The organism is Frankia sp. R43 (assembly GCF_001306465.1).
Taxonomy (GTDB): domain Bacteria; phylum Actinomycetota; class Actinomycetes; order Frankiales; family Frankiaceae; genus Parafrankia; species Parafrankia irregularis.
In genome coordinates this window covers 376,708-393,048 of record NZ_LFCW01000008.1, presented here as the reverse complement: position 1 = coordinate 393,048, position 16,341 = coordinate 376,708, and the positions used below count along the sequence as shown (strand labels likewise).

13 protein-coding genes are annotated in these 16,341 nt (G+C 72.0%); 4 read left to right on the top strand and 9 right to left on the bottom strand.

Features of this window, described 5'->3' with window-relative positions:
* Positions 1-42 precede the first annotated feature (42 nt).
* From ACG83_RS31740 to ACG83_RS31720, 5 genes are all read right to left on the bottom strand, one after another.
* Positions 43-1,068 (bottom strand): PDR/VanB family oxidoreductase, encoded by a 1,026-nt coding sequence (locus ACG83_RS31740; protein WP_054569926.1) that lies wholly within the window; start codon positions 1,066-1,068, stop codon positions 43-45.
* A 438-nt stretch (positions 1,069-1,506) separates the two neighbouring features.
* Positions 1,507-1,974, bottom strand: coding sequence for a Zn-ribbon domain-containing OB-fold protein (locus tag ACG83_RS31735; protein WP_054569925.1), 468 nt, complete (start codon positions 1,972-1,974; stop codon positions 1,507-1,509).
* Complete coding sequence (locus ACG83_RS31730) at positions 1,971-3,167, bottom strand: thiolase family protein (protein ID WP_054569924.1); 1,197 nt, start codon at positions 3,165-3,167, stop codon at positions 1,971-1,973. Before ACG83_RS31730 ends, ACG83_RS31735 begins: the two co-directional genes overlap by 4 nt.
* A 141-nt stretch (positions 3,168-3,308) precedes the next feature.
* Positions 3,309-4,739 (bottom strand): aldehyde dehydrogenase, encoded by a 1,431-nt coding sequence (locus ACG83_RS31725; RefSeq protein WP_054569923.1) that lies wholly within the window; start codon positions 4,737-4,739, stop codon positions 3,309-3,311.
* Positions 4,740-4,974: 235 nt separating this feature from the next.
* Positions 4,975-5,526 (bottom strand): TetR/AcrR family transcriptional regulator, encoded by a 552-nt coding sequence (locus tag ACG83_RS31720; protein ID WP_198955756.1) that lies wholly within the window; start codon positions 5,524-5,526, stop codon positions 4,975-4,977.
* Between the two features lie 649 nt (positions 5,527-6,175).
* Here ACG83_RS31720 and ACG83_RS31715 point away from each other — a divergent pair.
* The 4 genes from ACG83_RS31715 to ACG83_RS31700 are packed head-to-tail and all read left to right on the top strand — an operon-like array spanning position 6,176 to position 11,035.
* A complete protein-coding gene (locus ACG83_RS31715; RefSeq protein ID WP_083473746.1) occupies positions 6,176-7,393 on the top strand; it encodes an ABC transporter substrate-binding protein in 1,218 nt (405 codons plus the stop codon).
* Positions 7,394-7,429: 36 nt separating this feature from the next.
* The gene (locus ACG83_RS31710) at positions 7,430-9,520 is read left to right on the top strand and encodes an ABC transporter permease (protein ID WP_054569920.1); all 2,091 of its coding nucleotides are present in this window, start codon (positions 7,430-7,432) and stop codon (positions 9,518-9,520) included.
* Entirely contained in the window at positions 9,504-10,313 is an 810-nt protein-coding gene (locus tag ACG83_RS31705; RefSeq protein WP_054569919.1) for an ABC transporter ATP-binding protein, read from the top strand. Before ACG83_RS31710 ends, ACG83_RS31705 begins: the two co-directional genes overlap by 17 nt.
* On the top strand, positions 10,310-11,035 hold the full coding sequence (locus ACG83_RS31700; RefSeq protein WP_054569918.1) for an ABC transporter ATP-binding protein: 726 nt from the start codon (positions 10,310-10,312) through the stop codon (positions 11,033-11,035). Before ACG83_RS31705 ends, ACG83_RS31700 begins: the two co-directional genes overlap by 4 nt.
* Positions 11,036-11,145: 110 nt before the next feature.
* On the opposite strand, the gene ACG83_RS31695 is transcribed toward ACG83_RS31700, so the two are convergent.
* Genes ACG83_RS31695 through ACG83_RS31680 form a run of 4 tightly spaced genes read right to left on the bottom strand, consistent with a single transcriptional unit; the run spans position 11,146 to position 16,208 of the window.
* Positions 11,146-12,297, bottom strand: coding sequence for an acyl-CoA dehydrogenase family protein (locus ACG83_RS31695; RefSeq protein WP_054569917.1), 1,152 nt, complete (start codon positions 12,295-12,297; stop codon positions 11,146-11,148).
* 4 nt (positions 12,298-12,301) lie between these two features.
* Positions 12,302-13,864 carry a class I adenylate-forming enzyme family protein gene (locus tag ACG83_RS31690; RefSeq protein ID WP_054569916.1) on the bottom strand — a complete coding sequence of 521 codons (1,563 nt, stop codon included), beginning with the start codon at positions 13,862-13,864 and terminating at the stop codon, positions 12,302-12,304.
* Between the two features lie 47 nt (positions 13,865-13,911).
* Positions 13,912-15,045: a hypothetical protein gene (locus ACG83_RS31685; protein WP_054569915.1), complete on the bottom strand. Its 1,134-nt coding sequence runs from the start codon at positions 15,043-15,045 to the stop codon at positions 13,912-13,914.
* Positions 15,042-16,208, bottom strand: coding sequence for an aromatic ring-hydroxylating dioxygenase subunit alpha (locus ACG83_RS31680; RefSeq protein WP_054569914.1), 1,167 nt, complete (start codon positions 16,206-16,208; stop codon positions 15,042-15,044). Before ACG83_RS31680 ends, ACG83_RS31685 begins: the two co-directional genes overlap by 4 nt.
* Positions 16,209-16,341 lie beyond the last annotated feature (133 nt).

The window sequence follows — 16,341 nt, the reverse complement described above, 5'->3', positions numbered from 1 at the left end:
TCATCCGTCCCGCCCCGTTCATCACTGACCACATATCACATATCACAAGTCGAGTACGAGGACGGGGGACAGCGCCCGGGAGACACACGGCATGAGCACCGTGCCGCCTTCCCGTTCGTCCTCGGTCAGCAGCGAGTCCCGGTGGTCGGGCACCCCGGAGACCACCGCGGTCTCGCAGGTCCCGCAGGTGCCCTCCCGGCAGGACGTCGGCACCGCCACCCCCGCGTCGGCGAGGGCGTCCACGATCGATCTGCCGGCCGGCACCGTGACCGCCGTGCCGCTGCGTGCGAGCTCGACGACGAACTCGCCGGCGGCCGGCGCATCGACGATCTCCTTCGGCGAGAACCGTTCCAGGTGCAGCGCGCCCGCCGGCCACGAGCCGGCCAGCCGCTCGAGCGCGGCAAGCAGTGGCTCCGGGCCGCAGCAGTAGATCGCGACCCCGTCGCGCGGCGCGCCGAGGAAGCCGGCCAGGTCGAGCAGCCCGAACTCATCCTCGGGACGGAGCATCACCCGGTCCTCGCCGTAGCGGTCGGCGAGCTGCGCGGCGAACGCCATGGACGACCTGGCCCGCCCCCCGTAGAGCAGCGCCCACTCGGCGCCGGCCGCCTCGGCCTTCTCGATCATGGGCATGATCGGCGTGATGCCGATGCCGCCCGCGACGAACAGGTACTCCGGGCTGTCGACCAGCGTGAAGTGGTTGCGCGGGCCGCGGGTCCGCACCACGTCCCCGGGACCGATCCGGTCGTGGACGTAGGCCGACCCTCCGCGCCCGCCCGGAGCCCGCAGCACCGCGATGCGCAGCGTGGACGAATCACCCGGGTCGCCGCACAGCGAGTACTGCCGGACGAAGGGCTCCTCCCCGCCGGCCGGCGACCCGGGCTCGGTGCCGGTGCCGGTGCCGGCACCAGCGCCGAGCCCGGGGCCGAGCAGCAGGTCGATGTGGGCGCCCGGTTCCCAGCCGGGCACCGCGCCGCCGTCCAGCCGGGCCATGGTCAGGCACACGACGCCCTCGGCGACCGCCTCCCGCTGCTGGACGACCAGGTCCTCGATCTGCTCCTGGGCGCGCACGTTCCTCACCCCTTGTCGAGTTACGAGACGTTGACGTCGGCGAACAGCGGCCGACCTCGTAAACCTTATGGCATTAGGTTACCGTGGGCGTGCCTAGATCGTCAGCGGGACGGATATGTCGATCCGGGCCTCGCGGCGGCAGGCTCGGTATCCCCGCGGCACCGGCAGTTCGCCTCTATAAAGGCAAAAGGGGTGCAAGATCGCCTGGCAAACCGCAAGCGTGAAGGATTTCGGTCGTCAGAACAACCAGAATCCTTCACGCTTGCAACTCACCAAGCCGGGCTACCGGACCCTCGGAGGTCCGGCCACGTTCATGGAGGGCGCCCCCACGCCTCCCACCGACTAGCAATCTTGATCGGCGCCACTCTGCGACAGGCTCCCGAACAACCGAAATTCTCACTTCGCCGGGGTGGCGATGTGGGCCGCGCTGACCGTCGGCTAGCCGCGCGCTGTGAGGCGTGCGTCGGGTGCGAAGACCGGCAGGACCTCGCCGGGAGCCTCGCCGCCTTCGGCTCCGGAGCCGTCGTCGGGTCGCTGGGGCCGGACGAACCGGGCGCTCACCGGCTGGCCCGCCCGCATGTCGCGACCGTCGGTGCCGACCAGGCGAACCAGCAGCCACGGGCCTTCCGCGAGCTCGACGACGGCGGTCACGTACGGGACGGCGCCACGCAGCGCCGACACCGGAACCTGGTGGACGACCGCCCAGGTGACCAACACACCCCGACCGGAGACGACGAACGGCTCCAGCCGGGCCGAGCCGCAGCCGGTACAGGTCCGGGCCTCCGGGCCGAGCACGTCGCCACTGTCGAGGCAGCGGCGCACCAGCAGCTCACCGCGCGCGGCCGCGTCGAAGAACGCCGCGCTCGCGTCGTCCCGTGCGACCGGCGGGAACGCGCCGTCGCTCATCCCAGGCCTCCTGAGGACGTCCGCGGGTGCGGGCTGAGCACCAGCGTCGAGTGATGTTCGAGGATGCCGCCGTTGCCGCTGACCAGCACGATGTCGTTGCGGGGCGCCTGGCGGGCGCCACCGGCGCCGCGGGCCTGGACCACCGCCTCGGACAGCGGGGTCATCCCCCACATGTAGTAGGAGGACAGCTGGCCGCCGCCGGTGTTGCAGGCGAGCTTGCCGTCGGGGGCGAGCCGGCCGTCGCCGACGAACGCGCCGCCGTCGCCCTTCTCGCAGAACCCGTAGTCCTCCAGCGTCACCAGCACGGTGTAGGTGTAGCAGTCGTACAGCTCGCAGATGTCGACGTCACCGATCCCGATGCCGGCCATCCGCATCGCCGCCGGCCCGCTGCGTGCCGCCGGGGTGACCAGGCCCCAGGGCGAGCCGGCGTGCATCCGGCGGGGTTCGTGTGCCTGTGCGTACCCGTGGACGTGCACCGGCGGGTGGCGCAGTGCCCGTGCCCGCTCGGCGGAGGTCACCACGACCGCGATGCCACCGTTGCTGACCAGACAGCAGTCGAGCAGGTGCAGCGGTTCGGCGATCGGGCGGGACGCCTGATGGTCCGCCACGGTGAGCGGTTCCCGCATCGCCGCCAGCGGGTTGCCGGCCGCCCACGCCCGCTGGGCGACCGCGATCGCGGCCAGCTGTTCCGACGTGGTGCCGTAACGCTGCATGTGCCGCCGGGCGGCGAGCGCGTACAGGATGTTCGGGTTGACCCCGCCGGACGCCAGCTGCCAGCCGGCCAGTCCGGTCAGCGCGCGGGGCTTGCGGCCCGCGCCACCCCAGGCCTCGCCGGCGCTGCGCTTCGGGGCCAGCGGCGCGTCGGCGAACACGCAGGCGACGGTGGTGGCGGAGCCGGCGGCGATGGCCTGCGCGGCCTGGGCGACCATCACCCCGGCGGTGGCGCCGAACGCGTTGATGTCGGCGAGCAGGCCGAGCTGCCCGAGGCCGAGGGCACCGGCCAGCTCCACGCCGACCTTGCCGGCCAGGCCGTTGCTGACCAGCAGGCCGTCGACGTCGCCGAGCCGCAGGCCGGCGTCGGTGACCGCGAGCCGGACGGCCTCGGCGGCGAGGCCGCGCGCCGATCGGCCGTAGACCTTGCCCAGTTCGGTCATGCCCAGCCCGGCGATCGCCGCGGTGCGGTCAGCGGTCATCGGCGCTACCTTCCCGTGCTGTGTCCTGCCTGCTGCGCGCCGTGTCCTGCGGCGCCATGTGCCGCGCGGTTCCGCGGAACCGCATCACATGGCACGGTTCCGCGGAACCGCGTGCTGCGATGCCACATCCTCCGATACCGCTCACTCCGGTGCCAGATACACCGAGCGGTGCCGCCGGTAGGGGGCGAGGCCTTCGGGCCCGAGCTCCCAGCCCAGGCCGCTGGCCTTGGTCCCGCCGAACGGTGCGCCCAGGTCGAGTGCGTAGTGGTTGAGGCCGATGGTCCCGGTCTCGATCCGGTCGGCGAGTGCCAGGCCGCGTTCGGTGTCGGTGGTCCAGACGGAGCCGGCCAGGCCGAACTCGGAGTCGTTGGCGAGGGCCACCGCCTCGGCCTCGTCCCGGTAGGGGATGACGCAGAGAACCGGGCCGAAGATCTCCTCGCGGGCGATGACACTGGTGTTGTCGACATCGGCGAACACGGTCGGCTCGACGAACCAGCCGACGGGCTGGTCCGCGGGCCGGCCACCGCCGACCGTCAGCCGTGCCCCGCAGGCCCGCCCCGCCTCGACATAGCCGAGCACCCGCTCCCGCTGCGCCGCGCTGACCAGCGGCCCGATCGCGGTCGACCGCTCCAGCGGGTCCCCGATCGTCAGGCCGCGCACCGTTTCTGTGACGGCGTCCACGACCTCGTCGTACCGGGCACGGGGGGCGAGGATGCGGGTGCAGGCGTGGCAGGTCTGTCCGTTGTTCGCCAGTGAGACCTCGGGCAGGCGGGCCGCGAACAGGTCCAGGTCGGCGTCGGCGGCGACGATCGCGGCGGACTTGCCGCCGAGCTCCAGGGTGACGGGACGCAGCAGCCGTCCGCAGGCCTCGCCGATGGCCCGGCCGGCGGCGGTCGAACCGGTGAAGGCGACCTTGTCGACGCCCGGATGGGCGACGAGGTACGAACCGGCGTCCCGGTCACCCGCCACGATGTTGAGTACCCCCGGGGGCAGGCCGGCGGCGAGCGCGGCCTCGGCGAACACCAGCGCGTCGAGCGTGGTCTCCGGTGCCGGCTTGAGCACGACGGTGCAGCCGGCGGCGAGCGCAGGGGCGATCTTCATCGCGGCGAGCGGCTGCGGGTAGTTCCACGGGGTGATCGCGGCGACGACGCCGACCGGCCGGTGCTGGACGATCGTCCTCCCGCGCGGAACGCCGGCCCGGATCTCGTCGGGTGCCGCGTCCCTGATCAGATCCGCGTAGTAGTCGACGATCATCGCGGGGCTGTAGCCGTTGGCGGCGCGGGAGAGCCGGATCGGCATCCCGTTCTCCTGGCTGACCAGTACGGCCGTATCGGCGGCGCGGGTGCGCAGCTCGGCGGCGAAGCGCTTCAGCAGGTCGCTGCGCTCGGGGCCGGTCAGTGCGGCCCACGGGCCGTGCAGCGCGCGCCGCGCCGCCGTCACCGCGAGGTCGATCTGGGTGGGCCCGGCGAGCGCGACCTGGCCGAGCGTCTTCTCGGTGGCCGCCTCCAGCACGTCCACCGTCCGTGGCGCGGCCAGCCACTGACCGTCGATGAAGAGAGTCGACCTGTCCAATCCGGCACCTCCGCGAACCGACCGGCCGGCCACCCGTCGCGGTGCGGCGGATCGGCTCGTGCTCAGGGAATCGGTCTGGCGGCGGGACGGCACTCGTCCTCATCCCGACGCCAGATACCTACAGGTTGTAGGTTAATGGGGTCGGGATGGCCGGTCAACCGGTCGCCTGATCGCCGTGGCCGTTGACGAGTGCGCGATGTCGGCTGTGGGCGATCCGGGGGTGATCAGGTGGCGGTCAAGGAGTGCCGACCCGCGGCTGCTCGAACCGGGTCGCGACTCCGGCGAGCAGTGCCCGTACCGACTCGCGGAATATCTCGTCCACCGTCCACGGATTCGAGGCGAGCCCGCGGGTGAGGATCGGGTGCTCGACGTGGTCCACGTGCGGATAAATGAGATCCCGCTTCTCCGGGGCCTTCATGACCTCCGACAGTGCGGCGCCGAGGGTGACCTTCTCCAGCGTGTCGAGAATCAGGATGTGCACGTAGCTCGGGAAGTCGGTGTACTCGACCAGTACGGCGGCGGAGTTCTCGGTGACGGCGACCAGGATGTCGCGGGGCGGGAACTGCAGCATCAGCGGGGCCGCGTGGGGGTGCTCCAGCAGGACGTCCCGCAGGTTCGCGGCCAGTGCCACGAACCACTCCTGCCACTCGTCCCGGCTCGGCCGGGCCGGGATCGCGGTCTGCGAGACCATGTACCGGGCGACCTCGGAGAGAATCTCCGCCTTGTCGCGGAAATGATGGTAAAGAGATGCCGCCCGAACGGACATCGCGCTGGCGAGGCCCGGCATGCTGAAAGTCGCGAGACCGTCCCTGTCGATTAGTTCGAGGGATGTCGCGACAATGCTTTTCCGGCTCAGGAGCGGGCGGCTCGGGCGTGGCATGGGGATGATTATGCCTGGATGGCCCGGTGTCGGGTCCCGGTCAGCTTTGCAATGCGGCCGAAATGTACCCGCCGTCACAGCCGGGCATTGTTGGAGGCTGGCCGTCGGGTGCCGGTGAGAATCGGTGCCGGAGCCGGCTCCGAGGTCGGCTGCCCACTGGTCGGGCTCCGGTGCGTTTCCTGGTGGGGTCATGCCCGTCGTCGCCCTGGGTGACCCTCTGCTCGCCTGCTCGCCTGCTCGCGCGCCGGGCGCCGGGCGCTGGCGGCTGCGGGCTGGGGCCGGCTCGGTCCGGCCTGACGGGCTGGCAGTCGTGCCGATCCGGGGGTGTCCGGATGCCCCCGGGATGGGTCTTGCCAGGTTAACCAAATGCCTTTAGGTTGTTCCGACACTGGTACCCACCCACCTGTACGCCTTCCTCTGGCCGGACCCGGGACCCCGCCGCGGAAGGCGCCACAGACATTCCTCGACGTGTGTTCCTGTACCTGTCCGGCGCCAGGCGGCGGCCAGGTGCTCCTTTCGCATGCCGTCGAACCCCGGTCTTGTATTGGAGAGATAGATGACGCGACCCAAGAGGCTTGTCGGCGGCTTAGCCTTGGCGGCCATGCTGCTTTCCGGTGCCGCGGCGTGCGGCGGCGGTGAGGACGAGGGCGGCAGCGCCCCCGCCGCCGCGAACAAGGCCACCGGCGAACCGATCCGTATCGGTTTCATCAACCAGGAGCAGGCCGCCTCCGGCTCCTTCCCGGACCTGCGCACGGGCGCGTCCGCGGCCGCGGAGTACCTCAACAACCAGCAGGGCGGCGTCGACGGCCGGCCGGTCGAGTTCGTCAACTGCACCGTCGACGGATCACCCGAGGCGTCCCAGCGCTGTGCGAACCAGATGGTCGAGGCGAAGGTTCCGCTCGTGATCTCCGGCCTCGACTTCTCCGGGCCGTCCGCGACCGCGATCATCCGCGCTGCCGGCATCCCCTACGTGCCGATCCTGCCGATCCAGGGCACGGATCTGACCGGCGACGGTGTCTTCGCCTTCCTGGGCGGCAGCCCGGGCCAGTTCGCCGGCGTGGCCGGCTATGTGACCGATGAGATCAAGGCCGACAAGGTCACCATCCTGGCCAACGACACGCCGCCGGGCGTCGCGGCCGCGGAGAGCCTCCAGAAGGTGCTGACCGCCAGGAAGGTGAGCGACGTCCAGATCGTCAAGGAGTCCCCGACCGCCACGGACTTCACCGCCTCCGTCACCGCCGCCAACGACGGCTCGCCGGACGCCGTCGTGGTCATGTTCGTCTCGCCCTCCTGCTCGCTGATCATGCAGTCCGCCCAGTCGCTCGGCATCAGGACGCAGATGATCTATCCGAGCAGCTGCCTCGACCCGGCGAACCTGGAGGCGGCCGGGGCCGCCGCCGACGGCGCTCTGATCACCACCGAGCAGCTCTCCCCGCAGACCGACCCGGACGACCCGGACGTGTCGACCCTGGTGACCGCGATGAAGGACTACGCGGACGTCGCCGAGGACGAGATCACGTCCTCGCACACGAACGGCTTCGGCGTGGCCATGACCGTGTTCGGCGTCCTCGGCCGGGCCGGCAAGGACGTCACCGCCGCGTCCGTGCTCGAGGCGCTGAAGGCCTCGAAGGATCAGGACGGCTTCCTCGACGACAGCTACTCCTGCGACGGGACCGCGCTGACCGGGGTGTCGACGGTGTGCAACGGCAGCGTCCGCATCGTCCGGATCGAGGGCGGGAAGCCGGTGCCGGCCAGCGACTGGACGACCTCCTGAGCGTTCCCCTGGACCGGCCGGCCTGAGAGGTGCTCGGTGGACTTCCTGTCGTTCGTGATCCTGGGACTCGGGTCGGGCGCGATCTACGCCGCATTCGCGACGGGGATCGTGCTCGTCCACCGAGCCTCGGGCGTCATCCACTTCGGTTTCGGGGCGACCGCCCTGTTCGGTGTCCTGCAGTACGCGGACCTGCGCCGGCACGGGATCCTCGTGCTGCCCGTCGGCCACATCGACCTCGGGACCGAACCGTCCGTGGCGCTGTGCATGCTGCTGGTGCTGGCGCACGCGCTGCTGTTCACACTTCTGATCTACCTGCTGTGTTTCGCGCCGCTGCACGCCGCGCCGCCACTGGCACGGGTCGTCGCCTCGGTGGGCGTGATGCTGGCGGTGCAGGCGCTCATCCTGCAACGCTTCGGGTCCGCGCCGCGGTCGGTGGCGGCCATCCTGCCGAACGAGCCGGTCACGGTTCTCGGGGCGACGCTGCCGCGGGACCGCCTGTACCTCGCCGGCATCGCGCTGCTGTTCGCCGCCGCGCTGCATCTGTGGTCGACCCGCACCCGGTTCGGCAAGGCCACCCGCGGTGCCGCCGAGAACGAGAAGGCTGCCATCCTGCTGGGGCTGCGGCCCCGCTGGCTGGCCGCCGTCAGCTGGCTGCTCGCCGGGGCCGTGGTGACCGTGGTCGGCATCCTGATCGCGCCGACCACCTCGCTGGAGGCGGGCAGCTTCACGCTGCTGATCGTGCCCGCGCTCGGCGCGGCGCTGGTCGGCCGGCTCAGCTCGGTGGCCGTCGCCGCCGTCGCCGGGCTGGCGCTCGGGGGCCTGCAGTCCGGGCTGCTCTACCTCACCCGTGAGTTCAGCTGGCTGCCACAGAACGGCCTCAAGCAGGGCCTGCCGTTCCTGCTGGTCGTGCTGATGCTGATGGTGGCGGGCCGGCGGCTGCCCGGCCGCGGCACCGCCCAGGACCGGCTCCCGCCGGCACCCGCCGGGCGGCTGCGGCCGGTGCCGATCGCCGCTGCGGTGGCCGCCGCCGCGATCGCGCTGCCCCTGCTGTCGAGCCAGTGGCGGCTCGGGATGATCACCAGTGGGGTGGCGGCGGTCCTGTGTCTTTCCCTGGTGGTGCTGACCGGCTTCGTCGGCCAGATCTCGCTGGCGCAGATGTCGCTGGCGGGCGTCGCCGGGTTCACCCTCAGCAAGGTGACCGCCGACGGCGGCGTGCCGTTCCCGGTGGGGCCGCTGATCGCCGTGCTGGCGGCCACCGCGCTCGGCCTGCTCGTCGCGGTGCCGGCGCTGCGGGTCCGTGGCCTGCACCTGGCGGTCGTGACGCTGGCCGCCGCGGTCGCGATCGAGGAGTTCATCTTCAAGAATCCCAAGGTCACCGGCGGCCTGAGCGGCTCCACGGTGCCCCAGCCGGAGATCTTCGGGTTCTCGCTGGGCATCCGGGGCGGCGCCGAGGACTTCCCTCGGGTCACGTTCGGCTACTTCGTGCTGGTGGTCACCGTCGCCGCGGCCCTCGGGGTCGCCGCGCTGCGGCGCCACGAGCTGGGCCGGCGAATGCTCGCGGTCCGTGGCAGCGAACGGGCCGCCGCGGCGGCGGGCATCAACGCCGCCCGGGTGAAGCTGACCGGCGCGGCGATCTCCTCGGCGCTCGCCGGCGTCGGCGGCACCCTGCTCGCCTACCAGCAGGGCCAGCTGTCGTACGCCTCCTACAGCACCTTCACCTCGCTGGGCCTGCTCGTCGCGGTCTACCTCGGCGGGATCACCAGCGTGTCGGGCGCACTGGTCGGCGGCACCCTCTACTCGGGCGGCCTGGTCTCGGTCGCCCTGCACGAGTGGGCGGGCCTGGGTGACTACGAGACCCTGATCCTCTCGATCGGTCTGATCATCGTCGCGATCCGCAGCCCGGACGGGCTCGCCGGCCTGACCCGGCAGCGGCTTACCCCACGGCTGCGGCAGCTGGCCAGGCGGACGACCACGGCGCCGGAGCCGACCACGACGACGGAGCCGACCGTCACGACGGAAGCGATCGCCGTGGCGGAGCCGATCGCTGGGGCGGAGTCGATCGCTGGGGTGGAGTCGACCACCGCCACCACCACGAAGGAGGTGAATCCGCATGTTGCTGCGGGCTGAGGGGGTCGGTGTCGCCTTCGGTGGGGTCCGGGCGCTGGACGAGGTCACGATGTCCGTGGCCGCGGGCGAGGTGGTCGGGCTGATCGGGCCGAACGGTGCCGGCAAGACGACGTTCATCGACGCCGTCACCGGGTTCGTGCCGGCCACCGGCACCATCCACTTCGGTGACCAGCAGATCCAGGGGCTGCCCGCGCATCGGCGGGCGGCCCTCGGCCTGGTGCGGACGTTCCAGCACCTCGAGCTGTTCGACGACCTGTCCCTGACCGAGAACGTGCTGATCGGGCACGGCCGGCGTCCCGGCGGGCGCCACGAGGCCGCCGCGCTGCTCGACCGGTTCGGCCTCGCGGACCACGCCGGGTCGCTCCCCCCGGACCTGTCCCACGGGCAGCAGCGGCTGCTGGCGCTGGCGCGTGCGCTGGCCAGCCGCCCCCGGCTGCTGCTGCTCGACGAGCCCGCGGCCGGCCTGGACAGCCGGGAGTCGGCGGCGCTCGCCGATCCGATCCGGGCGATGGCGACGGGGGGGCGGGCTGTCCTGCTCATCGATCACGACGTCGATCTCGTGTTCTCCGTGTGCGACCGGGTGTACGTCCTCGAGTTCGGCCGGGTGATCGCCGCCGGCGGGCCGGCCGAGGTCAGCGCGTCAGCCGCGGTCCGGGCCGCCTACCTCGGCACCACGGAAGACGGCGCGGACCACGACGGCGCGGACCACGACCGCGCCGAGACGGACAGCGCCGAGGCGGGCGGCGTGGACCTGGACGAGCGGCAGAGCGAGACACAGGAGAAGTCGCCATGACAGCTGCACTCGCCGTGACCGGCCTGTCCGCGGGGTACGGCTCGGCGCCGGTGATCCGGGGGATCTCGTTCGAGGTCCTCCCGGGCGAGATCGTCGCGCTGCTGGGGCGCAACGGTGCGGGCAAGACGACCACGCTGCTGACGATCTCGGGGCTGGTCCGGGCCCGCGCGGGGGAGGTGTCGGTCGGTGGCAAGGTCGTGGCGGCGCACCAGCCACGCGCGGTGACCCGGGCCGGGGTGGGCCATGTCCCCGAGGAGCGCGCGCTGTTCGCGAACCTGTCGGTGCGCGACAACCTCGCGGTCGCGGGCGCGCGCCGGGCACGTGACCTGCGCCGGGTGCTCGAGCTGTTCCCCGAGCTCGAACGGCTCCTCGACCGGCGCTCCGGCCTGCTCTCCGGTGGGGAGCAGCAGATGCTCGCGCTGGCCCGCGCCGTCTACCAGCGGCCGAAGGTCCTGCTGGTGGACGAGATGAGCCTGGGCCTGGCACCGAAGATCTGCCAGCGGCTCGTCGGCATCCTGCGCCGGCTGGCCACCGAGCAGGGGCTGGCGGTCGTCCTGGTGGAACAGCACCTGTTCCTGGCGCTCGAAGCCGCCGACCGGGCGTACGTCCTGCACCGTGGGGAGATCACCCTGTCGGGTACCCGGGCCGAGCTGGCCGAGCGCCGGGCTGAGCTGGAGGCCGCCTACCTCGGCTCGGTCAGCGCCGGCGCGACGGCCGCCTGAGCCGGCGGCGCTCCAGAAAGGCAACAGATCCAGCGACAGACAGATCCAACGACAGTGGCCCGGGCCGCGGACGAGGTTCGTCGCGGCCCGGGCCACTGTGCTGTGAGGCGTCAGCTCCAGACGAGGTCCCGGCTGATGATCTCCTTCATGATCTCGTTGGTGCCGCCGTAGATGCGCTGGACCCGGGCGTCGAGGAACGCCCGCGCGATCGGGTACTCGGTCATGTAGCCGTACCCGCCGTGCAGCTGGACCCCGGTGTCGACGACCTTCCACTGCATCTCGGTGGCCCACCACTTCGCCTTCGCCGCGTCCACCGCGCTCAGGGTGCCCCGGTTGAGCTCGCGCACGCAGCGGTCGATGTAGGCGCGGGTCACCTCGATGCGGGTCCGCAGCTCGGCGAGGGCGAACCCGACCGTCTGGAACTCGGCGACCGGGCGGCCGAACGCCTGGCGCTGGCGGACGTAGTCCAACGTCCAGGCGAACGCGGCCTCCGCGGAGCACTGCCCCGCGATCGCGATGCCGAGCCGTTCCCGCGGCAGGTTGCGCATCAGCGCCGGCAGCCCGCCGCCCTCGACGCCGAGCAGGTTGCGGGCGGGCACCCGGACGTCCCGGAAGAACAGCTCGGCGGTGTCCTGCGCGGCCAGGCCGACCTTGTCGAGCTTGCGGCCGCGCTCGAAGCCGGGGGTGTCGCGCTCGACGACGAACAGGCTGAAGCCGCGGCTGCCGCCGTCGGTGCCGGTCCGGGCGAAGACGATCACCAGGTCGGCGAGGATGCCGTTGGTGATGAACGTCTTCGACCCGTTGATCACCCAGTCGTCGCCGTCGCGGACCGCCGTGGTGGCGACGCCGCGCAGGTCGCTGCCGGTCTGCGGTTCGGTCATCGCGATCGCGCCGACCGTCTCGCCGGTGGCGAAGCCGGGCAGCCATCGGGCCTGCTGCCCCTCGGTGGCCATCTCCAGCAGATACGACAGGACGATGTCGTCGTTGGTGGAGAACGACGACTGCAGCGAGGAGGCACCGACCCGGGCGACCTCCTCCTGCAGGACCACGCGGAACCGGTAGTCGCGCTCCCCGGCCCCGCCGTGGCTCTCGGGCACCGCGAGACCCAGCAGCCCGGCGGCGCCGGCCCGCTTCCAGGTCTCCCGGTCGATGAGGCGCTCGGCGTCCCACCGTTCCAGGTTGGGGACCACGTCCCGGGTGACGAACGCCCGCACCGTCTCCCGGTAGAGCTCGTGGTCGGACTCGAAAAGATCTGTGTTCACAGGTTCATCGCACCTTCGGGAAACGTTCGGTGACGTCGCGGTACTCGTCCCGGATCGCGGGCTTGGCGAGCTTGCCGCTGGGCAGCCGGGGCAGGGGATCACGGCGGATCACGACGTACCGGGGCACCTTGTAGTCCGCCATGCGGGTCGCGCAGGCCGCGACGATCGCCGCCTCGTCGAGGTCGGAGTCCGCGGCGACGGAGACGATCGCGGCCGGGGTCTCGCCGAACCGTTCGTCCGGCGCCGCGATGACCGCGACCTCGGAGATGCCGGGGATCGTCATCAGGGCGGCCTCCAGCTCGAACGGGGAGATGTTGATGCCGCCCGAGATGATCAGATCCTTGAGCCGGTCCGCGAAGCCGATGCGGCCGTCGGCGTCGCGGACGCCGAGGTCACCGCCGTGCAGCCAGCCGTCCCGGATCGCCTGCGCGGTCAGTTCGGGCGCCGCCCAGTAGCCGGGGGTCACCCCCGGCCCACGCATGATGATCTCGCCGGGTTCGCCGGGCTCGCAGTCGGTGCCGTCGGGCCGCACGACCCGCAGGTCGGTGAACGGGGAGCCGGCGCCGCAGGTGGCGGCATGCTCCTCGGCCTCCTCGGGCAGGGTCGCGGTGGCGATCCCGCCGACCTCGGTCATGCCGTAGATCTGGCGCAGCACGACACCCTTGGCGCCCCAGGCCCGCAGCAGCGGCACGGACACCGCCGCGCCGCCGACCACCGCCGAGCCGAGGCTCGACAGGTCCGCCTCGGCGAAGCCGGGCGTACGCGCCATCGACTCCCACAGCAGCGGCACACCGAACATGGCCTGGATGTGATGCTCGGCCAGCCGCTGCACCGCCCGCGCGGCGTCGAACCCCGGCTCGATGACGAGGGTGCCGCCCAGGATGCCGGTCATGAACAGGCCGTAGACGACACCGGGGGTGAAGCAGAGCGGCAGCACCAGCAGGGTCCGCACCCCGGTGTTGAGCGCGTCCTCCCGCAGCGAGGCCTCGAAGGCGATGTCGAGCATCGTCCGGTTGGTGCAGATGACGCCCTTGGACCGCCCCGTGGAGCCGCTGGTGAACAGCACCGTCATCGGCTCGTGCTGGTCGCGGTCCACCCGGAAGGCGCCCGTCTCCCCGACCTTCACGCCGCCGGCCTCGCCGCCCGTCTCGCCGGTACGCAGCGCTTCGACGGCCGCGATCTCGACGATGTCGAGGTCGCCGTCGAGCTGGCCCGCGACCTCCTTCAGCGTCGCGGTGAACGCGCCCTCGGCGATGACCAGCCGGACCCCGGCCTCCTCGAAGAAGGACCGGATCTCCCCCGCGACCAGCCGCGGGTTGATCGGAACCAGGACGCCGCCGGCCCGCAGGACACCGATCGCGGTGACCGCCCACTCCAGCGAGTTGTTGGCCAGCAGCGCCACCCGGTCACCGGGTGCGACGCCGCGGGCGACGAGCGATCTCGCCACCCGGCTGGTCCAGTCCCGATACCGCCGGTAGTCGACCTGGTCGTCACCGAAGACTAACGCGACCCGGTCCGGCTTGGCGCGTGCCCACCAGTCGAGAACCGAAACAACCGACGTGGCCACTTCTTTCCTCCTTTTTGCATGGATTCCTTTTGCGCGGATTCGGCGATTCAGGTCTTCGACCGCGGCAGCGCGGGGCCGGCCAGAGCGGAACAGAGGCCCGCCCGTTCGCCTGCGGCAGTGGTTGAGATGCCCGGCGCGGCCGGTCGGTCCGCGAACATGTACTCGACATCGGTGCGACGGTGCTCGAAGCCGGCCAGCCGGGCGCTCGTCACGAGCGGGCTCTCCGCCGCCGGCACGACGATCACGGCCGCCATGCGGTGGTGCCCCGCCATCCGTTCCATGGCCGCGCGCAGCAGCTGGTCCCGCACGGTCCCGGGCCGCGCCGCCGAGCCGGCCACCGCGAGGCCCTCGATCCGCCCGGCGGTGCCGTACTCGGTCCGTTCGACGGGGCCGGGATCGAACCAGATCGCGCCGGCCACGCCGCCGGCCGTCGGGGCCACGAGCAGCTCACCGCCCGGTGGCGGTGACGACGTCGCGGACACCCGCCACAGGGCGGCGGCGTGGGCCCGCTCCCGGTCGGTCGCGGGTGGGCGGGCCGGCGCCGCGGCGCCGTCGGCGGGCCGGGGGAGCGGCCGGTCGCCGTCCACGGCCGCACGCAGATCCGCGAGCAGCCACCAGCGCCGATCGTTCACCTCGACACCGAGCCGGCGGAAACGGCGGGCCACCCGGGCGGCGGCGGGATGGTCACCCTGCGCCCAGATCCGCAGTCGCGCCGCGTCCAGGGCGGAGACCCCGCCGGCCCAGCCGGGTCCGCCGAACGGGCCGAGCTCCTCCAGGAGCAAGGTCGTGACACCCAGGGAGCGCAGCGCTGGACGGACCACATAGCGGGCGACAGCCTGCCCCGCGCCGGCCGGTTCGACCCGCAGACAGGCCGCGAGAACCGGTGCCGGTGCGAGGGACGGGGCCGGCACCGCAGCCGAGGCCGTCGCCGGCGCTGAGGTGGTCGGCGTCGAGGTGGTCGGCGTCGAGGCGGCTGGGGCCGGCGTCGACATCCAGCGGCCACGGCCGCCCTCGCCGGACATCCAGACCAGCAGCTGTGTCGTGCCTGGTGGGAGCGGTTCGGCGATGCCCGCCTGCAGGTAGCCGGTCTCCTCGTCCTCCCGGGCGGCCTCGGCGAGCAGCGACGCCAGCTCGGCGGCCTCGCGCGCCGAAAGGCCCGTCCGCCAGCCGTGCTCGATCAAGACAGCAGCCTGCCGATCTCGCGGTGGAAGACCTGGTTCGCCACCTCGTTGCGGCCCAGCACCATGCCACCGGCGTCCGCGCTGGCGAGCCCCGCCTGGGAGGCGCGCAGCAACGGGAAGTCCTCGGCGTGCAGCACCGCGAGCAGGATCTTCCAGTTCTTCTCCCAGCGGGACTGCCACTTCTGCTCGTCGAGCCCGCTCTGGGCCACGTCGCGGACGATCAGGCGCATCTCCATCCGGGAACGGTCCGGGTCGGTCGGATGCGGCCGGAAGGTGAGCAGCTCGAAGTGGTCCGGCTGACGCAGCAGGGTGCTGTTCGGCAGCAGGAAGTGGGTCTCGGTCACATAGCGCCCCAGCGGCGTGTCGCCGGGATCCTCGTCCAGCCACCGGTCGATGCTCTTGCGCGGCACCACGAACCGGCAGTGCCGGCCGAAGTCCTCGAACGCCATCACGTTCGTGTGGATGTGCAGCCCCGCCGTGTTGGGGTGGGCGTACTGCACGTGGTAACCGTCCAGGAAGGCGTCCTGCATGATCTTCCAGTTGACCGGCTCGTCGAAGCCCTCGGCCTGGAAGCAGATGTGCCCGCCGAGGTCGTACCCGCCGAGGATGCCGTCCATCTCCGGGCCGAGCCAGGCGGCCACGTCGATGTCGGTGGCCTCGGCGTTGTCGATCACCCAGATGAAGCCGTGGCGCTCCTCGCAGGGGAGCTCCACCAGGCCCAGTCCGGAGCGGTCGACCTCCCCGAAGGTCGAGTCGAGCGTGATGGTGCGCAGCGACCCGTCGAGGTCGTAGGACCAGCGGTGGTACTGGCAGGAGAACAGGCGGCAGCGGCCCTTCTCCTGGTCCTCGAGCAGCGCTCCCCGGTGCCGGCAGAGGTTGACGAACGCCTTCACCCCGCCGTCGCGCTGGCGGGCGACGATGACCCGGTTGCGCGGCAGCTGCAGTGTGACGAAGTCACCGGCCCTGGGCAGCTCCGAGCCGTGCGCGACGATCGAGGGGACCCGGCCGAACACGCGGTCCCGTTCCCGCGCGGCGACCGCCGGATCGGTGAACTCCGTCGGGCCGAACGGCGTGACGGAGTTGTACTCGTCCGTGGTCTGCCCGCGCAGATGCTCGAGCGCACGCCTGATCCGTGCCTCCCTCGACACGATCGACTGGGTCATGATTCCTCCTCGAGGGATCCCCGTCGCGCAGCCACCGCGGTGGCCATCGCATAAAACTAACGAGTGTAGATAAAAGTTCCGATGCCTGCTCCGGGTGGGCGATCGGGCTGCCCACCCGGAGATTCCGACGCTC

What these genes read in the sequence shown, in the direction of transcription:
- ACG83_RS31720 (WP_198955756.1), bottom strand. Translation starts at nt 5,526, where the DNA reads ATGCCGGGCCTCGCCAGCGCGATGTCCGTTCGGGCGGCATCTCTTTAC.
- ACG83_RS31735 (WP_054569925.1), bottom strand. Translation starts at nt 1,974, where the DNA reads ATGAGCGACGGCGCGTTCCCGCCGGTCGCACGGGACGACGCGAGCGCG.
- ACG83_RS31700 (WP_054569918.1), top strand. Translation starts at nt 10,310, where the DNA reads ATGACAGCTGCACTCGCCGTGACCGGCCTGTCCGCGGGGTACGGCTCG.
- ACG83_RS31730 (WP_054569924.1), bottom strand. Translation starts at nt 3,167, where the DNA reads ATGACCGCTGACCGCACCGCGGCGATCGCCGGGCTGGGCATGACCGAA.
- ACG83_RS31715 (WP_083473746.1), top strand. Translation starts at nt 6,176, where the DNA reads ATGACGCGACCCAAGAGGCTTGTCGGCGGCTTAGCCTTGGCGGCCATG.
- ACG83_RS31705 (WP_054569919.1), top strand. Translation starts at nt 9,504, where the DNA reads ATGTTGCTGCGGGCTGAGGGGGTCGGTGTCGCCTTCGGTGGGGTCCGG.
- ACG83_RS31680 (WP_054569914.1), bottom strand. Translation starts at nt 16,208, where the DNA reads ATGACCCAGTCGATCGTGTCGAGGGAGGCACGGATCAGGCGTGCGCTC.